The following is a 21,120-nucleotide window of genomic DNA, read 5'->3' on the forward strand; positions in this document are numbered from 1 at the left end:
GCTCGCTGGGGAGATCGCCCCAGGACGGGCGGGCCGCTGTGAAGCCGAGCGGCGGGTGGTCGAACAGATCGAATGCGGTACGTGCTCACCCTGTCCCCGGACAGCGAGCGCTCCTTCTCCACCGAGGGCGCCGTGCTCCAGACGCTGGCCTCCGACGACGTCGCGGACGACGCCGATCTCGTGGGGGCGTTGCTGGCCTTCGAGCCGAGGGTGGAGACCGACCTGGTGACCGAACGCTCCGGGCTCGACGCCTCCCGGGTGCGGGCCGCGCTGATCCAGCTCGGCGCGGCCGGCCGGGTCGGCTACGACACCTCCGAGGCCGCCTACTTCCACCGCGAGCTGCCCTACGACCGTGACAAGGTCTCCGCGATGAACCCTCGGGCCAGGGCCGCCCGTGAGCTGGCCGATGGTGGAGCGGTACGGCTCGACGGACCCGGCCGAGCCCTGGTGACCTCCGGCGACCACGTTCGCGAGGTACGCGGCACCGCCTGTACGTGCCCGTGGTGGGCCAGACATCAAGGACAACGGGGACCGTGCAAGCACGTGCTCGCCGTGCAGCTCGTGAAGAGTGCCCAGGCATGACCGCATGGGTCGGCTATCGAGGGTGCCCAGGCGTGACCACGTGGGACGACGTACATAACCTGATCAAGGGAGACCAAGCGTGACCGCGTGGGACGACGTGCGCAAAATGATCGACGAGTGTGACGCCGATGGCGTCGCCGCGCTGGTCGTGACGCTCAACGATGACGCCAAAAGCGAGATAGCCAAGCAACTGCCGGAGCATCTCAAGCATTTACGGACCTATTTCGACTCCTGGCGAGGCGCCGGGGAGCACGCCGAGGCGTTGCGCGCGGCAGGCGCCGGCACGATCGCCGCCTCGACCTCCGTCGCGTCCTGGCTCACCCGCCGAGGCCTGGTCGGCGCCGACGAACCGGTCGACGACACCCCGCGGCTGCTCGATCTGGTCCGCGCCCGGCCGCACGCGTGGCAGGCCGCGCTGGCGGTCCAACTGGCGAGCAAGCTCCGTGGCCGCGGCCCGAGTTACGAGCTGACCGCCTCCCTGATCCGCGAGACCGGCATCGAACCACCGACTCACGACGGTTTCGTCGTGGGCTGGGTGTCCGCCGCACCCGGCCCTCGGCGGATGGCCGACGTGCTGGCCGCTGACCCGCTGCTGGACACCCTCCTGCCGCGGATCTTTCACGCCCAGGGTGTCGGTGAGGCCCTGCAGTGGGAGAGCGACCCTTCCGCCGACCACACCTGGCTGGGTGGGCTTCCCGCGTTGACCGCCAGCGGAAGGGTTGACCGTGCCATGCTGCTGGACGGATGCGTCGGCCGGTTCCTGCGTGGCGGCACCGCACTTGAGCTGCGTTTCTTCGTCCGCCTGCACCAGGCGCTCGAACCTGCCCACGGTGAGCTGGCACCCCGGGTCCGCGACTACCTGCGGCTGCTGCCTGCCGCGCCCGGCACAGTCGCCGAACTGGCTCTAGGCCACCTGCGCGAACTGCCCGCCGTATCTCCCGGCGAGTTCGCCCAGGCCGTGGAGGCCCTGATGTTCCGGCCGGAGAAGAAGCTCGTGCGCGCCGGCCTTTCCTGGCTCGACCAGTCCGTACGGCTGGCGCCCGAGTACGCGCGAGCGGCGGGCGCGGCCCTCACGGCAGCCTTTGGTCACGAGGCTTCGGACGTGCAGGAACGCGCCGTACGGCTCGCCGTCAAGCACGCCGCGTACCTGGACCTGGAACCGCTCCGCGACGCGTCCGCCGCCCTGCCGCCCGACTTACGCACCCGTCTCGGCATCTCGGAGGAGCCGGCGCGGGGACAGACGTCAGCCTCGCTGATCGCTCCGAAACTGCCCGAGGCCGAGTTCCCGCCTCCCATCACCACGACGGCCGAACTCAGCGCGGGGTTCGCCCGCCTCGCGGACCCCTCCAGTGAAATCGGCTGGCTCGATGCCGAACGCCTGATGGCAGGGCTGGTCGAGCTCACCTACCAGGACCACACGGCCGTACGGGCAGCGATGGCCTCGCTGACGGATTACACATGCCGATGGAAGGGCATCGCCGATCCGCCGGCGTGGCTTTGGGCGACCATGCGTGCCGTGGCCTCCCTGGAAATTCCCTTGCCCGCACCCCGTTTGCCGAGGTCAGGCCAGCTCTCCGCTCCGCACATGGTCGTCCTTCACCGGATGGCCGAGCTTTTCACCTTGGCGCGGGCGGGCGACCTGCCACCGGTGCTGCTGGCAACTCCGACCTCCGCGAGCGGCCACATCGATCCCGCCGAACTCCTCGCCCGCCTCGAACGGCTGGAAGCCGTGGCCATGAACCCGCCGAAGGCCGATCTACAGCAGGCGCTGTTGCGGCTCCCCCGGCAGTTCGACACTGAGGTGGCCGCGAAGGCCGCCCGGCTCACCACTCCCGCCGGACTCCTCGTAGCGCGCTGGCTGTCCGGAGACAGACCCGTCGATCCCGTCGTGACGATCCGGTACCGCTACACCGACGGCGCCTCCCATCGCTGGTTCGACGAGGGGGAACCATCAGGGTCCTCCTACAACTACGCGCAGGCGTGCTCGTTCATCGCGGCTTCATCGGTCGATCTCGACCTGATCGACCTGCTGTTCCGCGACCAGGGTTACCTCAGTCACCCCGGCGGACACATCAACTGGTGGAGTGGGGTCATGCCCTCCCATCGTGGGGTCATCGCGGCTCACCTGCTGTCGTGTTTCGACTGGACCTGGCCGGAACGCAACCCTGGCCTGTTCGTCCTTCACGATCTCGCCCGAGCGGGCGGCCCTCTCGGCCCCGCCTTCGCGACCATGCTGGTCACCCGTCTAAACGACGCGGACCCCGCCGAACGTACAGCGGCGCTGGATGTGCTTCTCGCCGTCGCCGTAGCCGGCGACCTGCCCGCCACCGAGGTGGGAGACCAGCTCGGTCACCTGGTCGAACACGAAATGGTGACGTTGAGCCGCATCATTCCGTCCCTGACCGAGGCGGAGCGGGCGGGCGCGGGCGCACAGGTCTGGCGGATCGTCGCGGCCGCTCTTCCCCACCTCCTGCCCGCCGACGGCAAGCGTCCGGCCAGCGGCCTGGCCGACCTCATCGCGCTCGGCGTGAAGACCGCCCCAGCCGGCGACACCACGCCGATCCCCGGCCTGGCCGCCATCGCCGCACGCGGCGGATCGAGCCGAATGGTCCGCGAAGCACTCCGCCTCACCCGGCTCCTCCACCCCTGACGAGCGGGACCGGTGCCGTTCAGTTGCGGGGGTGGACGAGGGCGGTACGCGAGGGAGTACGGCTCACCGCTCACCCGCGCAAACGGTTCCTACTCCCGGGATCTCTCATGAGAAGCCCGCGACCGCGCCACTCAGGCCATCAGAACCACGTACCGCCAGTCCAGGACGTCGCGGGTGGGTGCCCGCTTTAGCTACAAAGTGCCCCGTTGAGATAGAAGCCTGCTGGGGCGGGGTTGGTGCCCGTGTTGGTGCCGAGAAAGCCGATGTAGCGGGTCTGTCCAGGGGCGATGCCCTTTTCGTAGGACGGCGTCGTGGCCGTCACCGAGGTTCCGAGCTGCGCCCAGTTGGCCGACCAGCCCGAGGTCACGTGCTGACCGGGACTGGGGAAGGTGAACGTGAGCCGCCAGCCGGAGATGGGTGTCGAGCCGGTATTGGTGATCGCGATGTCCGAGGACATCCCACCGCTCCACGACCACGAGCGGTAGTCCACATCACAGTTTCCCGTAGGCGGTGGCGAGGACGGCGGCGTGACGATGTCGTTGTAGATGGTGACCGCCACCGTTCCCGACCGCGGACCCACCGCGCCCCGCGAGTCGACGGCCACGAGGTACAGGTGGTGCGTCTCCGAGGCCACCCCAGACGGAGGGAACGGCAGGTAAACCGTCCCTTCGGTGGCCGGAGACTGGAAAGTGGTCACCCGGGTGGCGGTGCCGTTCTTGTCCTCGTACACGTAGTAGCAGGCGATGCCGTCCGAATCGGTGGCAGCGGCCCAGCTCAGGCGCGCCGAGTTCATCATGACGCTCACCACCACAGGAGTCCCCGGCGCGGTCGGCGGGGTATTGGGCGGCGGGGTCGGGGACGACGGACCCGTGTTGCACACATTAGGCACGGACGGCGATGGCGACGGTAATGGTTCGGCCGAAGCGCTTCCGGCCGCCGGGCTGATCAGGGCGGCGGTCACCAGCCCTGCGGCGGCCCAAACTCCCAGCCATGTCCGACCTCGCATTGACTTGCCTCCTCGTCTCGAACGGCTCCTGCTGTGAAAGAGCGTCATCTCAGGGCCACGTACGGTCAACACGGTGCCAACGCGGTGTAGGACAGCCCTGGTGAGAGGCACCGGAGGCTGAAAGGTTCACTGATTTCGTCGACCGATTCATGCCGGGTATGAGGTCTTCGGGTCGCGGGAGAAGCCCTCGCCGAGGCAGCACCTTCCGTGGCACGCCCGAATCGAGAAAGGTGGGCCATGGCCGAGCGGCCTCTCGCCGCCGGGCGGGTGCCCGACCACTGGATCGCCGGCGCCGCCCTCGCGGGCGGCCTGAGCATCGCCGCCTTCGTGGTGATCACCGGAGTCGGCCTCTACTGGGACCGGGCGGCCGTGAAGCTGGGCCATCTGCTCGACAGGGCGGCACGACTGCTCCCCCGGCGATTCCGCCGCGCGGATCACGCGACCTCGGCAGCCCTGCACCGGCTCCGCGCCGACACCGCCGAGGTCGTCAACTCGAACTGGCCCAGCCTGACGCTTGGGATGGTCGGCTACCAGGGATTTCAGGCGATCCTGCTGGGGTACTGCCTGCACGCCACCGGCGTCTACCCCGGAGCCGCCGCCACCCTCGCCGCCTTCGCCCTCAATCGGGTGCTCACCACCGTCCTGATCACACCCAGCGGGTCAGGGATCAGCGAGTTCGGCACCGCCGCCCTCCTGGTCTCCTTCGGCTACGCCCCGGCCCCCGTGGGAGCCGCGGTCCTGCTGTTCTGGTTCTGGGCACCTCATCGAGATCCCCTACGGGGGCCTCGCCATCAGCGCATGGGCCCTCACCCGCCGCAGGCACACCAATTGGCTCAAGAGCATCGTCGAGAGTCGGCCTGGGGCGTTGGTGATGCCGGTGTCGGCCAGGGCGGCGTGGGTAGCGGAAAGGTAAGGCAGGAAATGGGCGATGTGAAGAGGTGAGTGTCATGCCCCGTGGTTCCAGTCCCAAGCGTGAGCGGCAGTACGAGCACATCAAGGAGAGCGTGCTGCGGCGCGGGGAGAAGGAAAGCCGCGCCGAGGAGATCGCGGCCCGTACGGTGAACAAGGAACGCGCCCGCGCCGGGGAATCCAAGACCGCGAGCCGCACCTCGCTCCAGGACATCTCCTCCTCCCGGCGCGGCGGCCTGCGCTCACACACCGGAGCCGGCGGCCGCACCAAGGAACAGCTCTACGCGGAGGCCAAACGCCGCAACATCAAAGGCCGCTCCACCATGAGCAAAGCACAACTCGAGAAAGCCCTCGGCTCAGCCAACGCCGTTCCAGGCGACCTTCAGATCAAGCGGCTGTCCGGTCGGCGTGCCCGGCCTCGGCCGACTACTCGAGCGCGTAGGCGATGTCGGCCACGCGGACCGTCCGCACTCGCGGGTCCTCGATGAGCTTCCGCAGCTTGTCGATCCCGGCGATCGTGTCGACGTACGCGCAGGCCTTGCCGGCGTCCGCCGCCGAACGCAGCCTGTCCAGGTCCAGACCGAACCGCCGAAGGTTGGCGTCGTCGTACTCATGAAGAGCTGATATCAGCGTTTGCGCTTCTTGCGGGCTCCTCCGTGGCGGCCTCGGGATCCGGGGGCAGGGCTGTGTATCAGGCGCAACCGGTGAGCTCGTGTACGCATCGGTTCGCCCACCAGTGTGCGCAGTTCCTCCAGAGCCGCGCGATCGGAATGGCCTGAGCTCAGCACCGCCTCGATCATCCCAAGGGCGTCCTTCCCCGCCATCTCACCGAGCTGCTCCATGACGGCTTCAGGACCACCGAGCTCCAGGAGCACGAGCAATCCTTCGGCCAGCAGCAACAGATGCTCCCGCGAGGTGAGGTCCTCAGGCCTCAGCTCACCCGCGTCCAGAAGATCCGTCACGGCGATCGGGCCCAGCACTGGATCACGGCGCGACCGCGTGAGCAGCGATCGCCCGTCAGCGCGTGCCTCCACCAGGGTGGCGAGCATCGCCGCCGTCCGCGTACGAAAAGGACAGGCGCGTACCGCGTCGAGAAGGGACTCGACGTCTCCCCCGTGCGCCGCCAGCCACCCTTCGAGCTCGACGGCGGCCTGTTCCGGAGGATAGTGCTGAGCCAGCACACCCAGCAGTTCCGCCGGCGGGGCAGCGGCCAGTTCGCCGAGCAGCGGAACGTCCCTGCCGTCGACGAGCATCCGCTCCCGTACCGCGCTCAAACCGAGGGGCGTGAGCTCGATCAGCAGGCCCGGCTCGGCCAGGCTTCGCAGGAGCCGAGCGCGGGCCTCGGGCGGGAGGGGCTGATCGGCCCACCCGAGATCACTGGAGTACAGCTCGTCCGGAACCCCGTGACTCAACTCCACCACGCCGAGCTCGGACAGGATCTCAAGCGCCATGAGCAGGTCCCGGCCGACCTGCCGCCGCCAAAACTCAGCCCGAAGGTCATCCCCGGCGTCGGGCATGAAATATCCGTAGCACGCCAGCCACACGGTCTCCTGAAGCCGGGCCAGAGGAACGGGACTCGGCATGCCGTGCGCGCTGTTCAGCACGTCGGGGAGAACCTCGTCGAACGTCTCGACGAGCATGGAGGATGCGCTCCAACCGGTGGCGGGCGCGCCGATCGCGGCGCCCAGGTCGAAGAACACCTCGAACGCGCGCGACCACAGCGCCTGAGGGTCGCGCAGGATCGGCGCGGCTTTGGCCACCCGTAGCAGTCGTCCCTTGCTCACCCGCAGCAGGCGTGCCTTCTTCGCCCAGGCGAGCAGCAGACCGACGCGGCGCATCTCGGCCGAGCTGCGCACCTTCATTTCCTGCTCTTCGGTACCGAGCAAGCCGGCCAGTTCTCTGGCGTCGCCCAGTTTCGGGTGACCGGCGGCGGTGAGCTGCCGCCCGTCCGCCCCTACCCAGTCGGCCAGGGTAGTGAGCTGCCATACGACCCTGCTCTGAGCCGCCGCCCCGGCGAGTTCCGCGGCGGGTGGGAGAGCCACCGGAGGCTGGGCCAAGGCCCGCTCCTGGTCGAATCGATGTTCCCCTTGCAGGAAGTGGGCTTGCATCAGGTTGTCGAGCACGTTCTGGTCGTACCGTACGTGCCCTGCGGTGATCTCGCACTGAAACGCTTCCAATGATCTCTGGTCGGTGAGATCGACGCCGTTTTCGAGCGCCGTCTGCGCCCAGAACTTCCCGATGCCCTGCCGCAGCGGGTCGGCCAACGCGTCCGGATACTCCGCCGCGACCTCGGTGACGGATTTCTCCAGCTCCGCGATACCGGAGCCACGAGGATCACGCAGACCGGACGCGGCCAGATAACTCAGCAGGGTCAGCAGGCTCTCTGGCGCGGCGTCGAGGACCTCCCGGTCGGCGATGACCTGCCGGGGAATCCACTCCAGCAGCAACCGCCGCACCTCGCCGGGCCCCCAGAAGGCCAGCCGCCCGTCACGACTGTGATGCCGCGAATCCAGAGCCGCGGAGATCACTGTTCCTTCGGCGCGCATGCCCCGCTCATCCGCCCAGGTCTGACAGCGACGGACCAGCAGCTCCCGCACGGACTCTAACTCCTCGACCTCGTCCGGCTCGAAATGGGTCCGCATCACGCTCTCCGTCGTCTCATGCCTACTCTCGGTTCAGAGTGAGTCGCCCGCGAGGCTACCCGAACCACCCCGGCACCGGCCCGTTCTCCAGTGCCCTGTCGGGAAAATCGGCGGCCATCCTCCCCGCCCGCGGACGCATGCCACCTTCCTCTCCGACAGCCGGACACTCGACCCCGATGACCCGCTGGAAGGGTACGGCTGGGCCGAGCACGAAGAGACCGGCCGTTATGGTGCATCCGGCTCCTCGAGTGCGTAGGCGACGTCGGCCACGCGGACCGTCCGCACGCGCGGATCCTCGATGAGCTTCCGCGACTCGTCGATCCCAGCGATCGGGAAGGTCGGCAGGGTCAAACAAGGACAAGCGCATCCGTTACCGCCGTGCTGAAATCGACGCTGTGATCGAAACACCAGGCTCGCTGCTTCGTTATTACTCGTGGCGACCTGACCTCCGCCGCTTATGAAGCAGCGAAACGGGCGCGAACCTCCAGTCCCTTCACGATCTGTCTAACTTTCATTATCATGCTTGTTTTTGAAAGAAGCCAGGCCTAGGGTTGGAGCATGGCCGTACATGACGAGCAAGCGCGGCTCGCGGTAGAAGATCTCGCCGAGCTGCTGTTACTGGCCCAGCGGCGGACTGCGGATCGGGCCCTGCACGCGGCGATCCGCCGCATGGCCCAACGGCATGACCGCGGACCGCGCCCTTCAGCGGTACGACTGGCGACAGCGGCCGAACTTCTCGGCACGACTATCCCCACCATCCGTTCGTGGATGAGTCACGGAGTCCTGGAAGCGGCCTCTGGAGATGGTGTCGCACGGGTCACTGCCACCTCACTCGCCCGGGTTCTGGTAGTGCTCCGAGAGATAGGGGAAGGCGAACCCGGCCGCCGCCGACTGGCGAAGGTGATCGACGCCCTTCGCGATCGTGACCTCTTGCAACGAGCCCAGGACACACTGGCGGAAAGCACCGATTTCGTGGAGTACGGCGAAGATGACCTGGAGGAACTGCTCCGCTCATGAGTCCACGCGCGCGCCGTACCGGCGATTCCCCCCGCGCAGCCCGCTTCCAGATCCTCGTGGCCAAGAATGTCGACGCTGCCGTCCGAGACGCCAGGACGCCGCGGCGGGTCAAAGAAGCGTTCGTGCACGTTCACCGCGACACCGCCCAGCGCGGATGCGCCGCCGCGCACTACCGGCTATCCGGTCCAGGCGACTGGCCCCGGTTCTGCGTTGTCCAGCTTCCGGAGGGTTGGCGGCTCGTCATGAGCTTCCCTGAGATGGATACCGTCGCGTTCCTGGTCCTCGACAAGCACGACAACAACACCGACCCCTACGCCTTCCTCGAAAAATCCTTCGGGCTACCGGACCGATCCGGTCATGGTGCGGGCCGCGCCCAGCCAAAGCCTGCCTGCTGCAACGATATGAGCGCTCCGCCGCTTGCCGAGGAAGCTGATCTCATGGCAGCGATCGACCAGATCGTCCGACACCGCCGGTGAGCCAGCGCCTGGAGCAGGATGTCCCTAACCCCGTGACCCGATCCGTACAGACCGAGAACGCCTGCGCTCGTCGGGGCGATGAACGAGATTCTCAGTGCTGACCGGAGAGGTAGGGCATGGCTGAAGCAGCGACCCGTTATCTGTATGTCGCCCGGCACGGTGAGGCTTCGGCGGATGAGAGCGAACTGACGGATAGGGGTCGCAGGCAGGCCGTACTGCTTGGTAGGCGACTCCGGGACATCCCTATCTCGGTGATCCACCACGGCCCGTTGCCTCGGGCCACGCAGGACAGCGCATCTGATCGGCGAACAACTGGACGGCGTTCCCGTGCGCGTTTCGGAGATCGCCGGAGACTACGTGCCCTATATGCCGGGACGGGAGGAGCTACCGCCGGAGTCGGCCGACTACCTGCTCCGATTCCTCGACCAGTTCCCGGCGGAAGAGCGCGAGCGCGGCACAGGGCTGGCCCGCGAGGCGCTGGAACGGTTCACCGGCTCGGTACAGGGCGACGAGACTCGCCATGAGCTCGTCGTCACCCACAACTTTCTCGTTGGATGGCTGGTCCGGGCCGCGCAGGACGCCCCGAAGTGGCGTTGGCTGGGTCTGAACCATTGCAACGCGGCCCTCACGGTCATCCGGTACGCACCCGGCCGGCCCTCCTCCGTACTCATCTACAACGACATGGGGCATCTGCCCGTAGAGCTGCGCTGGACGGGGTTCCCATCTGAGCCGCGGCCACCGGGTCAAGAACTGCGTCGCCCAGAAGGCCAAGTGCAACACCGCCGGTCAGTTCTGATCCTTCCCGGAGATCCGCACGCGGCGTGACGGGTCGCCGTTCCTCCGGCGCACTGACGTGGCCCTGGCATCGGTGCCAGGGCCACCTGCCTGTGTATACGTTCAGGATCGGCCCGCGTCGGGGCGAGCCGAGTGTCGCGGGCGCTCTCAGCCGGCGAGGCACTGCTCTGCGGGGCTATGTGTGACCGATCCACCGCAAGACAGCCTCTATACGGCTGTTCACGCCCAGCTTGGCGAAGATGTGGTGGAGGTGGTTCTTCACGGTCTTCTCGGTGAGCAGCAACCGGTGGGCGATGGCCGCGTTGGACAGTCCTTCGGACAGCAGTGCCAGGACGTCCTGTTCCCGTTGGGTGAGCGCGTAGCGGGATCGGGCTTCGCGCTGTCGCTCGGCGAGGTCGTGCTGGGCCTGTTGGTGGGCGCCGTGGTCGCGGACGGCCGCGGTCGCGACGGCCGCGGCGACGGGCGACAGCCATCCGTGGCCCGCGGCGACGGCGATGATCGCGCGCTGCAGTTCACCGGGGTCGAACTCGCCGTGGACCAGGTAACCGCGGGCCCCGCCGCGCAGCATCCGAGCGATGAGCTCCGGGTCGGCGTCTACGGTGAGAGCAAGGACACTGGTGTGCCTGCTCAACTCGCCGAGCACGGACAGGCCGTCGGCGATCGGCATGCGGGCGTCGAGCAGGGTCACGGTCGGCTGGACGAACTGGGCGATGGCGACCGCTTCGCGGCCGTCGGCGGCCTCGCCGACGACCCGTACGTCGTCGGTGGCGTCGAGGAAACCGCGCAGCGCCGAACGGACGACGGGGTTGTCGTCGACGACCAGCACGCCGATCATGACGGGCTCCGGGTCCGCTTTCGCGTAGGTGACAAGCCTGGGCGAGCTGATCAACGCGGTCGCAGGAGGCCGAGAGAGGACCGTAGACGTGGATCCGCGGTCGCATCCAGGTATCGAGGTCCCGGCTACAGCGTCACATCCGCCTACCTGACCCGGCAGGTAACGGCCCGGGTGGGCGTCAAGTGGGTCACCCGTCATGGGGTTCACGGGTGGGGGTTAGGAGATCGGTTCGTATCCATGCGGCACGGTGGCCTCCCATCACAAGGCACCCCACACGGTGCGAGAACTAGCCGGATGCCAGGAGGTCGGGGGTCAGTTCTGCGGGGCGGGTGGTGCCGGTCAGGGCCATGGCTATTTCCAGTTCGGCCAGGAGGCAGCGGATCACGTGGCGTACGCCGGCCTCTCCGGCGAGGCCGAGGCCGTAGGCGTACGGGCGGGCGAGCAGGACGGCCTGGGCGCCGAGGGCCAGGGCCTTGATGACGTCGGGGCCCGTGCGGATGCCGCTGTCGAACAGCACCGTGGTCCGGTCGCCGACGGCCCCGACCACGCCGGGCAGCGCGTCCAGCGAGCCGATGGCGCCGTCGACCTGCCGGCCTCCGTGGTTGGAGACGACGACGCCGTCCATGCCCGCGTCCACGGCCCGCCACGCGTCGTCCGGGTGCTGGATGCCCTTGAGCATGATCGGGCCATCCCAGTAGTCCCTCAGGAACGCCAAATCGTCCCAGCTGAGCGAGGGGTCTCCGAAGGTGGCCGCCCAGCGCAGGATCGCGGCGTCCCGGTTGGAGTCGTTGATCGAGCCGCCGACCGCTTTCTGGAACGCGGGGTCGGTGAAGTAGTTGGCGACGCCGATGCCGCGCAGGAACGGCAGGTACGCCCTGTCGAGGTCGCGCGGACGCCAGCCGAGCGTGTGCGTGTCGAGCGTGACGACCAGGGCCGTGTAACCGGAGGCCTTCGCACGTTCAAGGAAGCTCGCCACGACGTCGCGATCTTTGGACCAGTAGAGCTGGAACCAGCGAGGCCCGTCGCCGTTCGCCTCGGCGACCTCCTCTATCGAGTGCGAGGCCGCGGTGCTCAGCACCATCGGCACCCCCTGCGCCGCCGCCGCCCGTGCCACGGCCAGCTCGCCCTCGGGGTGCACGATCGTCAGGACGCCGATCGGGCCCAGCAGCACCGGGGACGGCAGCGTCTGCCCGAAGAGCTCAACCGACAGGTCCCGTGCGGCGACGTCACGCAGCATGCGGGGCACGATGCGCCTGCGTTCGAAGGCCTCCCGGTTGGCCCGCGCCGTCGACTCGGTCCCGGCGGAGCCGGCGACGTAGCCGAACGCCTCGGGGGTGAGCCGTTCCCGCGCGACGTGTTCGAGCGCGGTGAGGTCGGTGGGCAGCTCCGGCAGGACGTCGCCGAGCCCGTTCAGGTAGATCTCGTTCTGGAAGTCGGCGAGCGAACCCATGATCAACCCCTCGGCCTGACGGCACCGATGCCACCGCTTGCTAGACGATCATGCTAGCAAGCCGGGTCGGCTGACCGAGTTGCCACGATCTTGCAATCATCGGTTCGGACATCGCCGGCCCCGGTTCGGTCTGCCGGGTTCGTGTACGGGCGACCGGTACCGGTCGGATGCATCTGATGCCGGATGCTCTTCGAATGAGTCTGTGTGGAAGAGGCCATTGGCGACCGGCGTGATACACGTGAGCTGAGAGGAAGGTGGATCCCGGCCGCGCGGATGGGGTTCAACGTGGCCGGGGCGCTGTTCCTGGTCGCCATGGTGGCCGCTCAGGTGGCCTCGGGGCTTCAACCGCGTCTCGTCCAACTGACCAGCGTCGTGGTCCTCCTGCTGGCGGTCAGCGCCGTGGCGTTCGCCGCGGCGGTCCATGGCCTTCCGCGGGCCGTTAAGGCGTTCTCGCTGGTGGTGGCCGTCGGGTACGCCGCCGAGTGGATCGGCATCAGGACCGGGATACCGTTCGGCCCGTACCGGTACACGGACGTGTTGTGGCCCCGGCCGGGCGGAGTGCCGGTGATCGTGGCGCTGGCGTGGGGCGGTATGGGACTCGCGGCCCAGGCGGTGGCCGCGCTGGTCGCCCCCGGCAACGCTCGGACCTCGGTCACCGCGGAGACCCGGGGCCCCACGATCCCGCCGGCGGCGCCGGCCCGGATAAGCCTCGGAGCGCCGGCTCGGATAGCGGTGGGAGCACTGGCCCTGACCTCCTGGGATCTGTTCCTCGATCCGCAGATGCTCCGGCTCGGGCTGTGGGCCTGGGATGACCCGGGTCCCTACCGTGGCGTGCCGATCAGCAACTTCGTGGGCTGGGTGGTCGTCTCGCTGGTGGTCATGGTTCTGCTCGACATGGTGCTGCGCGAAGCCGCCCCTAAGCCGGACAACAGTCCAGCAGGATCAACCGGGCGAGGAGGACCGGAGGAATCCTGGGGATCACGGGAAGAGGGATCGACCGGATCACCAAGAGCACCGCAGCCGGCGGGACCGAACGGATCGTCCGAGCCCTTGGTCACGAACACCGGGCTCGTCGCCGTTTACACCGTGATGGCCGTCATGGAGACGGCCGGGTTCGCGGCCGTGTTCGAGCCGCCCGATCCGCTCGTCGCCGCCGCCGGAGGGGCATGCATGGGACTGTTCGCACTGCTCGCGTGGAGGCGTCGATGGTCGAGGTGATCGTGGTCGGCGGGGGTGTGGGCGGGATGGTCTCCGCCCTGCTGCTCGCGCGGGACGGCCACCGCGTCCGGCTGTACGAGCGACTCCCCCGGCTGGGCGGGAAGCTCGCCGAGCACCGCCGGGACGGCTTCACCTTCTCCCTCGGCCCCTCGCTGCTCACCCTCCCCGACATCTTCCTGGATCTCGGCCTGCGGATCGACGCCGTGGAGCTGGACGAGCTGTGCCGCTACCGCTTCGCCGACGGCTCCGAGCTGCCGGCGTACCGCGACCCGGAGCGGATGGCCGCCGAGGTGGAGCGGCTCGCACCCGGTGAGGGCGACGGCTGGCGGGCGTTCCACCGCTGGGCCCAGGGCTGCTGGGAGGCCTCGCAGCGCGCCTTCTTCACCGGCCCGCTCATGCGATGGCCCACCGCCCCCCGGCCGCACGGCCACGAAGCCCGGCCGTCCCACGCCCCCGGCCGTACAGTCCGATCGTCCGGCGCCTCCGGCCGTACGCCCCGGCTGTCCGACCTGCTGGCCGTCGCCCCCGGTCGTACCCTCGACGGCCTGGCACGCCGCTACTTCCGTGACCCCCGCCTGCGCCAGTACGTCGGCCGTTACGCCACCTATGCCGGATCAAGCCCGTACGAGGCACCCGCCGCGCTGGGGTGCATACCAGCGATCGAGCACGGCCACGGCGGCTGGTACGTACCCGGTGGCATGCCGCGCATCGCCGACGCCCTGGCCGCGCTGCTGGACAAGGCCGGCGTCGAGGTCCACCTGAACGCGGAGGTGGACGGCGTGCAGGCCGACGGCGAGCGCGTTCACGGGGTACGGCTGGCGGCCGGCGGGGAGAAGGTACGGGCCGACGTCGTGATCGCCAACACCGACGCGGCGGCACTGTACGGGCGGCTGCTGCCCGACCGGCCCCGCCTGCGCCGCATCGCCGGCCTGGGCTTCTCGTCCTCGGCGTTCCTGCTGCTCGCGGGGGTGGAAGGCAGGACGGAGGGACTTGCCCACCACTCCATCGTCTTCTCGGCCGGCTACGAGCGGGAGTTCGCCGACATCTTCGGCCGCCGCAGGCCCCCGGAGGATCCGACCGTGTACATCGGTTGCTCGGCGGTGGACGATCCGTCGCAGGCCCCGGCGGGCGCGGAGAACTGGGTGATGATGGTCAACGTCCCCGCCGGGGATCCCGGCAGGTGGCCGATGTCCCCCGAGGCCTACCGCGATCTCGTGCTCGACCGCCTCGCGAGCCGTGGCCACGACCTGTCGGGGCGGCTGCGGTTCGTCGACCTGTTCACCCCCGCCGACCTGCGCGATCGCTACGGCGCGTGGGGCGGGGCGATCTACGGCACCCCCTACCGCGGCATGCTCGCCCCGTTCCGCAGGCCGGGCAATCGCGGCCCCCGGCGGGGCCTGTACCTGGTGGGCGGGTCGGCGCACCCCGGTGGCGGCCTGCCGCTGGTGGCCATGGGCGGGCGCATCGTCGCATCCCTCGTCAACGAGGACTTCGCCGGGAAAACCGGAAAAGAGGCCCGATGAGAGCGCTCACCGTCGTGCAGGCCGTGGCCGCGATCGTGGCCGGGGTACGGCTGGCGCGCGGCCGGGACCGGCGGCCCCCGCTCGGGCGGACGGCCGCACCTGCCGGGAGGTCGATCTGCGTGGTCATTCCCGTGCGGAACGAGGAGAGCCGCATCGCCCCCTGCGTGACCGCCGCGCTGGCGGACCCCTCCGTCACCGAGGTGATCGTCGTGGACGACGAGTCCACCGACGGTACGGCCCGGCTGGCCGCCGAACTGGGCGCGCGGGTCGTGGCGGGCCGGCCGCTGCCGGACGGCTGGATCGGCAAGCAGTGGGCACTCGACCAGGGGCTCGACGCGGCCACCGGCGAGATCGTGGTCACCCTCGACGCGGACACGCGTCCGCGGCCGGGCCTTTTCAGTGCGATGGCATCGGTGCTGGACGGCTGCGACCTGCTGAGCCTCGGCCCGCGTTTCGTGTGCGACGGCCCGGCCGAGCAGGCCCTGCACGCGTCCTTCCTGGCGACGCTGGTCTACCGGTTCGGGCCGATCGGCTCCCGCGTGCTCCCGGCTCCGCACCGGGTGGTGGCCAACGGGCAGTGCATGGCCTTCCGCCGGGAGGCGATGCTGGCGGCCGACGGCTTCGCGCGCGTCCGCGGGCACATGACGGACGACGTGGCCCTCGCCCGCGCGCTGGCGGGCAGCGGCTGGGCCGTGCGTTTCCTGGACGGCGGCGACCTGCTTGAGGTCGACATGCACGAGTCCACGGCCGGCGTGTGGCGCGAGTGGGGACGGTCCCTGCCGATGCGCGATGTCACCGATCCCATCCGGCTGGCGGGAGACCTGGCGGTGGTGTGGCTCGCCACCGCTCTTCCCGTGCTGCGGCTGGCCGTGGGGCGGCCGACCCGGCTCGATCTGGGGCTCCTGGCCGCGCGGCTGTTGCTCACCGGGGCGTTGCGCGGCAGCTACACCCGGCCGGGGCCCGGCGTGCTCCTGTCCCCGCTGCTGGACCCGGTCACGGCCGTACGGCTGACGCAGGCGAGCCTGTGGCCGGTGCGCACCTGGCGGGACCGTACGTACAGGAAGGCCATGACGCACACGAAGGCCGGCACCTACACGATGACGGGCACGCTGGTCGGGACGAGTCCCCAGGTCAGGACCGGCGTCCCGCCAGGGCGGCCTGTCCGAAGCGCAGACCGATGAGGCACATCAGCGCGCCGGTCGCGGCCACGTGCCCCACGGGCGCGAAGAACAGCTGCAGGAGCGGGACGCCGAACACCCCGGCCCGCGCGCCGATCGCGAACGACCGCGTGAGCAGGGCCGTCACGGTCAGGACCGCCACGGCGAGCAGGAACGCCGGCGGGCAGATGACCGCGATGCCCCCGGCGAACGCCAGGATCGAGCGCCCGCCCCTGAAGCCCGCGAACACCGGCCAGGCATGGCCGGCCATCGCGGCGGCCACCGCCGCGTACACCGGCACGACGCTCGTCCCGGCCACCGCCGCGTACACGGGCGCGACGCTCACCCCCGTCACCGCGGCGAACGCGGTGGTGTGGGCACCACCGGCGACCAGGCCGAGCAGCCCCGCGAGCGTCCCTTTGAGGGTGTCTCCGGCGAAGACGGGCACGGCCGGACGCGAGCCAAGTCGCTCCTTCATGTTCCAGAAGCCGGGGTTGCGGTCGCCGACGTCACGGGGGTCGAACCCGTGCGCCCGGGCCACCAGTACCGCTACCGGCACCGAGCCGAGCAGGTAGCCGCCGATGGCCGCGACGAGCACGGGAACCATCGCTTCATTTCACCTCATCAGGTACGCGGATATGGGGGGCATGCGGTACATGGCCGTCGATCGGCCGGTGTTGCGCCATACCGAGGGGCTGCTGTTCTGGCGCCTGCTGGGCACCGGCCGGGGTACGTCGATGAGCCTCGGGGCCGACCTGCGCCGCTGGGCGACGCTGGCGGTGTGGCGTGACGAGCCGTCGCTGGAGAAGTTCCTGGACCGCTCGCCGATCGCGGCCCGCTGGCGCGGCAAGGCCCGGGAGGCGTGGCACGTACGGCTGGCGCCGCTGACCTCGCGCGGAAGCTGGGGCGGTATTGAGCCGTTCGGTCCGCTGACGTCGTGCGGAAGCTCGGGCGGCACAGAGCCGCCCGGCCCGCTGAACGGAGCGGAGAACCCCGGTCCGCTGAACGGAGCGGAGCGTCTTGGTCCGGTCTACGGAGCGGAGAGCGGCGGGCCGGTGGCGGTGCTGACCAGGGCGTCGATCCGGGTGCGGCGGCTGGCCGCGTTCTACCGCTCGGTCCCGGCCGTCGACCGTGACCTGGCGCGGCAGGACGGCTGCCTGGCCTCGGTCGGCGTCGGCGAGTGGCCACTGGCCCGGCAGGCCACGTTCTCCCTGTGGCGGGACGCCGCCGCGGTACGGGCTTTCGCCTACCGGGGCGCCGCCCACCGCCGGGTGGTCGGCCGCGTACGGGACGAAGGCTGGTACTCCGAGGAGCTGTTCGCCCGGTTCGCCCCTTATGGCAGCGAGGGCACGTGGGACGGAGCCGACCCTCTCGGCTGAGACGCTCATGGGGCGGGTTCGCCGGTGAGGTGGTCGCGCAGCCGGGTGACGACCGCGCCCTCGGCCAGGTCGCGTGCCACCACGCAGGCCCGCGCGATCGTCGCGGCGCGCGAGGAGCCGTGCGCCACGACGACCGTGCCGTTCAGCCCGAGCAGGGCGGCGCCGCCGTGCGTGCGGGGGTCGTAGCGCCCGGCGACCTCGCGCAGCCGATCCGGGGTGGCGATGCCGGCCTGTGCCACCATGGTCAACGCCGCCCTGACCGATCCCTCGACGTTCTTGAGCACCACGTTGCCGGTGAAGCCGTCGGTGGCGATCACGTCGACGGTGCCCGCCAGCACGTCATGGCCCTCGATGTTGCCGTGGAAGCGGAAGGGCAGCCCGTGCAGCAGCTCCTCGGCCCTCCGGGTGAGCCGGTTGCCTTTGCCGGGCTCGGAGCCGATCGACAGCAGCCCCACGGACGGGTCGGCCACCCCGAGCGCCAGCTGGGCGTACGAGGCGCCGAGGAGGGCGAACCGCGCGATCATCTCGGGGGTGGGGTCGGAGGTCGCGCCCGCGTCGATCAGGACGGTGGAGCCGCCCGCGAGGTTCGGCAGGGCCACCGCCAGCGCGGGACGCAGGACGCCCTCCGCCTTGCCGAGTGCCCGCATCGCACAGGTCACGACCGCGCCGGTGGAGCCGGCCGACACGAAGGCCGCTCCCTCACCCCGCCGGACCAGCCCGCACCCGATCACCAGGCTCGATCCGGCCTGCCCCGCCGCGCCGGCGCCGCGCTCGGTCATGGGGACGACGTCCTCGGCGTGCACCACGCCGATCTCTCCGGCGGCGCCGTGCCGGGCGAGCTCCCGGCGTACCTCGCCGGCTCGTCCGACGAGCGTGACGGGCACGCCGTGATCGCGTACCGCCGAGACCGCTCCCCGCACCGTCTCGGCCGGTCCGTGGTCCCCGCCCATCGCGTCGACGACGACCGGCCCCGGCGCCGCGTGGGCCGGCCGGGGCGTCGCGCGGCCGTGGTCGATGGATCTTCCCCTCACCGGCTCCCCCGCGTCACGGCGTCTCGACGGTTACGCGCCGTTCGGCCCTGTCCGCGGAGGACGCCGCGAGCAGGTGCCGCGCGAAGATCGCGATCCTGCGGCGGCGGGGCACGCGGGCCCGGGTCACCAGGACGTCGTGCCCGGCGGCCTCGATCTCGCCGAGGATGCCCCCGTACAGCTCGTACGCGGCGCGGATGCACGGCCTCGATGACGGGACCAGCAGCTCGATGCCCGTGAGCGCTGAGCGGTAGTGGTCCTTGGCCCGTCGCGCCTCGAAGGCGAGGAGCTCGCGGACGGCCGGGACGGCTCGCGGGCGGCGCAGGTCCTCCACCTCGACGCCGAACTTGCCGAGGTCCTCCTGCGGGAGGTAGACCCGGCCGCGTTCCAGGTCCTCGGCGACGTCGCGCAGGAAGTTGGTCAGCTGGAAGGCCAGCCCCAGCTGGCGTGCGGGCTCGCGGGCACGCTCCTCCGCCCCGGGAAGGGGTTCCAGCACCGGCAGCATCATCGTGCCGATGACGGCGGCCGACCCCTCCATGTAGCCGAGCAGGTCGTCGTAGGTCGCGTAGCGGTTCACCGTCAGGTCGGCGCGCATCGACCGCAGGAAGGCATCGATGTCGGCGTGGTCGATGCCGAAGGACCGCACGGTGTGCGCGAACGCGGGCAGTACCGGGTCGTCCACCGGCTCACCCGCGAGGGCCGTGGCCAGCCGGGCGGTGAGGCCGTCCAGCGCCGTCTCGCGGTCTTCCGTCATGCCGAAGGAGTCCACGATCTCGTCGGCGTAGCGGGCGAAGCCGTACAACGCATGCACGTGCGGACGTTTCCAGGCGGGCAGCAGCAGGGTGGCGAGGTAGTACGAGCGGCCGTGGGAGGCGTTGAGCTTGCGGCACCGTTCGTAGCTGGCGGTCAACGTCATGGTGAGGCCTCCAGGATCCGTTCGGCGGCCAGCCGCCCGGAGATCAGCACCGGTGGGACCCCTACTCCGGGAGCGGTGTGCATGCCCGCGAAGTGCAGGCCGGGGACGCGTCGGGCCATTCCCGAGGGCCGGAACCACGCCGTCTGGGTGAGGCGGTGGTCCAGGGCGAAGGGGGTGCCCGCCGTGTGGCCGCGCCGCTCCCACTCGGGCGGGTCGAGGGTGAGCCGGGGCGCCCCCCGCAGGTCGCCGTAGCCGAGGTCGGCGAGCCGGCGGAGCAGGCGGTCCTCCAGGCGGGGGGTCAGCCGGTCCCAGTCGCCGCCGCCCAGCAGGTTGGCCGTGGGCTCCAGCACGGTCAGCGTGGCGTGCCCCGCCGGTGCCGCGCCCGTGTCGGACTCCGGGTAGGTGACGAGCAGGTTCGGGTCGGGCTGTGGCCGGCCGGAGGAAAGGGCGGTGAAGGTGGAGTCCCACTCCCTGCCGAAGTGCAGGGTGTGGTGCGCCTGGCCCGGCAGCCGGCGGTCGAGGCCGAAGTGCAGCACCAGGCACGACGGTGAGAACCTCGGGCGGCGCAGCCGCCAGTCCCCGGCGCCGTCCGGAAGCAGGCCCGCGTGGGCGCGGGGCAGGTCGCAGGCGACCACCGCGTTGCCCGCCACCAGGCGCTGGCCGGTGTCCAGCCGGACGGCGGCGACGCCGAACGCGTCCGTCTCGATCTTCGTCGCGCGTACGCCGTACAGGAACGTGGCTCCCGCCTTCTCCGCGACGGCGGCCATGGCTTTCGGGATGGCGTGCATGCCGCCCTCGCGGGGGAAGTAGACCCCGCCGACGGTGTCCATGTGCGCCACCACGGCGTAGATGCCGAGGGCCCGCCGCGGCGACAGGCCCACGTAGAGCGCCTGGAAGGTGTGAGCCCTGATCAGCCTGTCGTCGGTGAGGTGCCGCCTGACGAGCCGGTCGAGCCTGCGGAACCCGCCGAGCGCGGCGAGCCGCGACAGCGCGTACGGCTGGGCCAGGTTCCTGAACCGGGTCATGTCGCGGTCGATGAACGCGGGCCACTCCGTCTCGAACATCTCGCCGAGCAGACCCCGGAACCGCTGGTACCGTCCGGCCTCGGCCGGCCCGCACAGGGCGCGCACCTGCTCGGTCATCGCCTCCTCCCCGGCCACGATGTCCAGGTGCGAGCCGTCGTGGTACTTGAGCCGGTAGTACGGGTCGAGCCTGCGCAGCCGCAGCCAGCGCTCCATGTCCTCGCCGGCCGCGGCGAACGTGTCGGCCAGCACGCCGGGCATGGTCAGAACCGACGGCCCGGTGTCGAATCGGTAGCCTCCCAGGCTCGCGGTGCCGCAGCAGCCTCCCGGCACGTCCCGGGCCTCGACGACCGTCACTTCACGTCCCGCCGCGGCGAGGCGGATCGCGGCGGAGAGGCCGCCCAGACCCGCTCCGATGACCACGGCCGGGCCTCGCCTCGCCATCACCATTGGGGCAGCTCCTTTGATCGTTGCTAACCCTTTCGGCCGTGACGGGCGATTCGGATGCACACGCA

Annotated in this window: 19 protein-coding genes and 1 pseudogene; 12 read left to right on the top strand and 8 right to left on the bottom strand. The window is 70.3% G+C overall.

Going from position 1 to position 21,120, the window contains the following annotated elements; genetic code table 11:
• Positions 1 to 72 precede the first annotated feature (72 nt).
• Together AB0O34_RS00005 and AB0O34_RS00010 are read left to right on the top strand one after the other, a co-directional pair.
• Positions 73 to 582 (top strand): SWIM zinc finger family protein, encoded by a 510-nt coding sequence (locus AB0O34_RS00005; protein WP_363910820.1) that lies wholly within the window; start codon positions 73 to 75, stop codon positions 580 to 582.
• 79 nt (positions 583 to 661) lie between these two features.
• Entirely contained in the window at positions 662 to 3,232 is a 2,571-nt protein-coding gene (locus AB0O34_RS00010) for a DUF6493 family protein (RefSeq protein WP_363910822.1), read from the top strand.
• Between the two features lie 187 nt (positions 3,233 to 3,419).
• Here AB0O34_RS00010 and AB0O34_RS00015 read toward each other — a convergent pair whose 3' ends face one another.
• Positions 3,420 to 4,028, bottom strand: coding sequence for a cellulose binding domain-containing protein (locus tag AB0O34_RS00015; protein ID WP_363910824.1), 609 nt, complete (start codon positions 4,026 to 4,028; stop codon positions 3,420 to 3,422).
• Positions 4,029 to 4,475: 447 nt separating this feature from the next.
• Here AB0O34_RS00015 and AB0O34_RS00020 point away from each other — a divergent pair, with 447 nt between their 5' ends.
• Both AB0O34_RS00020 and AB0O34_RS00025 read left to right on the top strand, forming a co-directional pair.
• Positions 4,476 to 5,180, top strand: a complete 705-nt coding sequence (locus AB0O34_RS00020) for a lysylphosphatidylglycerol synthase domain-containing protein (RefSeq protein ID WP_363910826.1) — start codon at positions 4,476 to 4,478, stop codon at positions 5,178 to 5,180.
• A gap of 5 nt (positions 5,181 to 5,185) precedes the next feature.
• The gene (locus AB0O34_RS00025; RefSeq protein WP_363910828.1) at positions 5,186 to 5,635 is read left to right on the top strand and encodes a hypothetical protein; all 450 of its coding nucleotides are present in this window, start codon (positions 5,186 to 5,188) and stop codon (positions 5,633 to 5,635) included.
• 138 nt (positions 5,636 to 5,773) lie between these two features.
• On the opposite strand, the gene AB0O34_RS00030 is transcribed toward AB0O34_RS00025, so the two are convergent.
• Entirely contained in the window at positions 5,774 to 7,744 is a 1,971-nt protein-coding gene (locus AB0O34_RS00030; protein WP_363910830.1) for a hypothetical protein, read from the bottom strand.
• Between the two features lie 603 nt (positions 7,745 to 8,347).
• On the opposite strand from AB0O34_RS00030, the gene AB0O34_RS00035 reads away from it, so the two are divergent.
• The 4 genes and pseudogenes from AB0O34_RS00035 to AB0O34_RS00050 all read left to right on the top strand — a co-directional run bounded on the left by AB0O34_RS00035 (position 8,348) and on the right by AB0O34_RS00050 (position 10,107).
• Positions 8,348 to 8,806 carry a hypothetical protein gene (locus AB0O34_RS00035; RefSeq protein WP_363910832.1) on the top strand — a complete coding sequence of 153 codons (459 nt, stop codon included), beginning with the start codon at positions 8,348 to 8,350 and terminating at the stop codon, positions 8,804 to 8,806.
• The gene (locus AB0O34_RS00040; RefSeq protein ID WP_363910834.1) at positions 8,803 to 9,282 is read left to right on the top strand and encodes a hypothetical protein; all 480 of its coding nucleotides are present in this window, start codon (positions 8,803 to 8,805) and stop codon (positions 9,280 to 9,282) included. Before AB0O34_RS00035 ends, AB0O34_RS00040 begins: the two co-directional genes overlap by 4 nt.
• A gap of 116 nt (positions 9,283 to 9,398) precedes the next feature.
• Positions 9,399 to 9,506 (top strand): annotated as a pseudogene (locus tag AB0O34_RS00045) (histidine phosphatase family protein); the annotation flags it as partial.
• Positions 9,507 to 9,609: 103 nt separating this feature from the next.
• Positions 9,610 to 10,107, top strand: a complete 498-nt coding sequence (locus tag AB0O34_RS00050; RefSeq protein WP_363910837.1) for a histidine phosphatase family protein — start codon at positions 9,610 to 9,612, stop codon at positions 10,105 to 10,107.
• A 145-nt stretch (positions 10,108 to 10,252) separates the two neighbouring features.
• Here the strand turns inward: AB0O34_RS00050 and AB0O34_RS00055 are convergent, their stop codons facing one another.
• Together AB0O34_RS00055 and AB0O34_RS00060 are read right to left on the bottom strand one after the other, a co-directional pair.
• Positions 10,253 to 10,912, bottom strand: a complete 660-nt coding sequence (locus tag AB0O34_RS00055) for a response regulator transcription factor (protein ID WP_363910839.1) — start codon at positions 10,910 to 10,912, stop codon at positions 10,253 to 10,255.
• Positions 10,913 to 11,198: 286 nt separating this feature from the next.
• Positions 11,199 to 12,362: a lactate 2-monooxygenase gene (locus AB0O34_RS00060; protein ID WP_363910841.1), complete on the bottom strand. Its 1,164-nt coding sequence runs from the start codon at positions 12,360 to 12,362 to the stop codon at positions 11,199 to 11,201.
• A 204-nt stretch (positions 12,363 to 12,566) separates the two neighbouring features.
• On the opposite strand from AB0O34_RS00060, the gene AB0O34_RS00065 reads away from it, so the two are divergent.
• The 3 genes from AB0O34_RS00065 to AB0O34_RS00075 are packed head-to-tail and all read left to right on the top strand — an operon-like array spanning position 12,567 to position 16,284.
• Positions 12,567 to 13,580, top strand: a complete 1,014-nt coding sequence (locus AB0O34_RS00065) for a carotenoid biosynthesis protein (RefSeq protein ID WP_363910843.1) — start codon at positions 12,567 to 12,569, stop codon at positions 13,578 to 13,580.
• The gene (gene crtI, locus AB0O34_RS00070; RefSeq protein WP_363910845.1) at positions 13,568 to 15,103 is read left to right on the top strand and encodes a phytoene desaturase family protein; all 1,536 of its coding nucleotides are present in this window, start codon (positions 13,568 to 13,570) and stop codon (positions 15,101 to 15,103) included. The genes AB0O34_RS00065 and crtI (AB0O34_RS00070) overlap by 13 nt, the downstream gene beginning before the upstream one ends.
• Positions 15,100 to 16,284 (top strand): glycosyltransferase family 2 protein, encoded by a 1,185-nt coding sequence (locus AB0O34_RS00075; protein WP_363910847.1) that lies wholly within the window; start codon positions 15,100 to 15,102, stop codon positions 16,282 to 16,284. The genes crtI (AB0O34_RS00070) and AB0O34_RS00075 overlap by 4 nt, the downstream gene beginning before the upstream one ends.
• On the opposite strand, the gene AB0O34_RS00080 is transcribed toward AB0O34_RS00075, so the two are convergent.
• Positions 16,235 to 16,867: a glycerol-3-phosphate acyltransferase gene (locus tag AB0O34_RS00080; protein ID WP_363910849.1), complete on the bottom strand. Its 633-nt coding sequence runs from the start codon at positions 16,865 to 16,867 to the stop codon at positions 16,235 to 16,237. The two genes, AB0O34_RS00075 and AB0O34_RS00080, sit on opposite strands and share 50 nt — an antisense overlap.
• A 31-nt stretch (positions 16,868 to 16,898) precedes the next feature.
• Here AB0O34_RS00080 and AB0O34_RS00085 point away from each other — a divergent pair, with 31 nt between their 5' ends.
• The gene (locus AB0O34_RS00085; RefSeq protein ID WP_363910851.1) at positions 16,899 to 17,639 is read left to right on the top strand and encodes a spheroidene monooxygenase; all 741 of its coding nucleotides are present in this window, start codon (positions 16,899 to 16,901) and stop codon (positions 17,637 to 17,639) included.
• A gap of 5 nt (positions 17,640 to 17,644) precedes the next feature.
• Here the strand turns inward: AB0O34_RS00085 and plsX are convergent, their stop codons facing one another.
• From plsX to crtI (AB0O34_RS00100), 3 genes are read right to left on the bottom strand one after another with little or no spacing between them, the layout of a single operon-like run.
• A complete protein-coding gene (gene plsX, locus AB0O34_RS00090; RefSeq protein WP_363910853.1) occupies positions 17,645 to 18,670 on the bottom strand; it encodes a phosphate acyltransferase PlsX in 1,026 nt (341 codons plus the stop codon).
• Positions 18,671 to 18,683: 13 nt separating this feature from the next.
• The gene (locus tag AB0O34_RS00095; protein ID WP_363910855.1) at positions 18,684 to 19,583 is read right to left on the bottom strand and encodes a phytoene/squalene synthase family protein; all 900 of its coding nucleotides are present in this window, start codon (positions 19,581 to 19,583) and stop codon (positions 18,684 to 18,686) included.
• The gene (gene crtI, locus AB0O34_RS00100) at positions 19,580 to 21,055 is read right to left on the bottom strand and encodes a phytoene desaturase family protein (RefSeq protein ID WP_363910857.1); all 1,476 of its coding nucleotides are present in this window, start codon (positions 21,053 to 21,055) and stop codon (positions 19,580 to 19,582) included. Before crtI (AB0O34_RS00100) ends, AB0O34_RS00095 begins: the two co-directional genes overlap by 4 nt.
• Positions 21,056 to 21,120 lie beyond the last annotated feature (65 nt).

It is taken from the genome of Sphaerisporangium sp. NPDC088356, assembly GCF_040685555.1.
Taxonomy (GTDB): Bacteria; Actinomycetota; Actinomycetes; order Streptosporangiales; family Streptosporangiaceae; genus Sphaerisporangium.

Coding starts and splice junctions, on each gene's coding strand:
- AB0O34_RS00080 (WP_363910849.1), bottom strand. CDS start 16,867: ATGGTTCCCGTGCTCGTCGCGGCCATCGGCGGCTACCTGCTCGGCTCG.
- AB0O34_RS00055 (WP_363910839.1), bottom strand. CDS start 10,912: ATGATCGGCGTGCTGGTCGTCGACGACAACCCCGTCGTCCGTTCGGCG.
- AB0O34_RS00015 (WP_363910824.1), bottom strand. CDS start 4,028: ATGATGAACTCGGCGCGCCTGAGCTGGGCCGCTGCCACCGATTCGGAC.
- crtI (WP_363910857.1), bottom strand. CDS start 21,055: ATGGTGATGGCGAGGCGAGGCCCGGCCGTGGTCATCGGAGCGGGTCTG.
- crtI (WP_363910845.1), top strand. CDS start 13,568: ATGGTCGAGGTGATCGTGGTCGGCGGGGGTGTGGGCGGGATGGTCTCC.
- AB0O34_RS00095 (WP_363910855.1), bottom strand. CDS start 19,583: ATGACGTTGACCGCCAGCTACGAACGGTGCCGCAAGCTCAACGCCTCC.
- AB0O34_RS00075 (WP_363910847.1), top strand. CDS start 15,100: ATGAGAGCGCTCACCGTCGTGCAGGCCGTGGCCGCGATCGTGGCCGGG.
- AB0O34_RS00025 (WP_363910828.1), top strand. CDS start 5,186: ATGCCCCGTGGTTCCAGTCCCAAGCGTGAGCGGCAGTACGAGCACATC.
- AB0O34_RS00035 (WP_363910832.1), top strand. CDS start 8,348: ATGGCCGTACATGACGAGCAAGCGCGGCTCGCGGTAGAAGATCTCGCC.
- AB0O34_RS00020 (WP_363910826.1), top strand. CDS start 4,476: ATGGCCGAGCGGCCTCTCGCCGCCGGGCGGGTGCCCGACCACTGGATC.
- AB0O34_RS00085 (WP_363910851.1), top strand. CDS start 16,899: ATGGGGGGCATGCGGTACATGGCCGTCGATCGGCCGGTGTTGCGCCAT.
- AB0O34_RS00040 (WP_363910834.1), top strand. CDS start 8,803: ATGAGTCCACGCGCGCGCCGTACCGGCGATTCCCCCCGCGCAGCCCGC.
- AB0O34_RS00005 (WP_363910820.1), top strand. CDS start 73: ATGCGGTACGTGCTCACCCTGTCCCCGGACAGCGAGCGCTCCTTCTCC.
- AB0O34_RS00060 (WP_363910841.1), bottom strand. CDS start 12,362: ATGGGTTCGCTCGCCGACTTCCAGAACGAGATCTACCTGAACGGGCTC.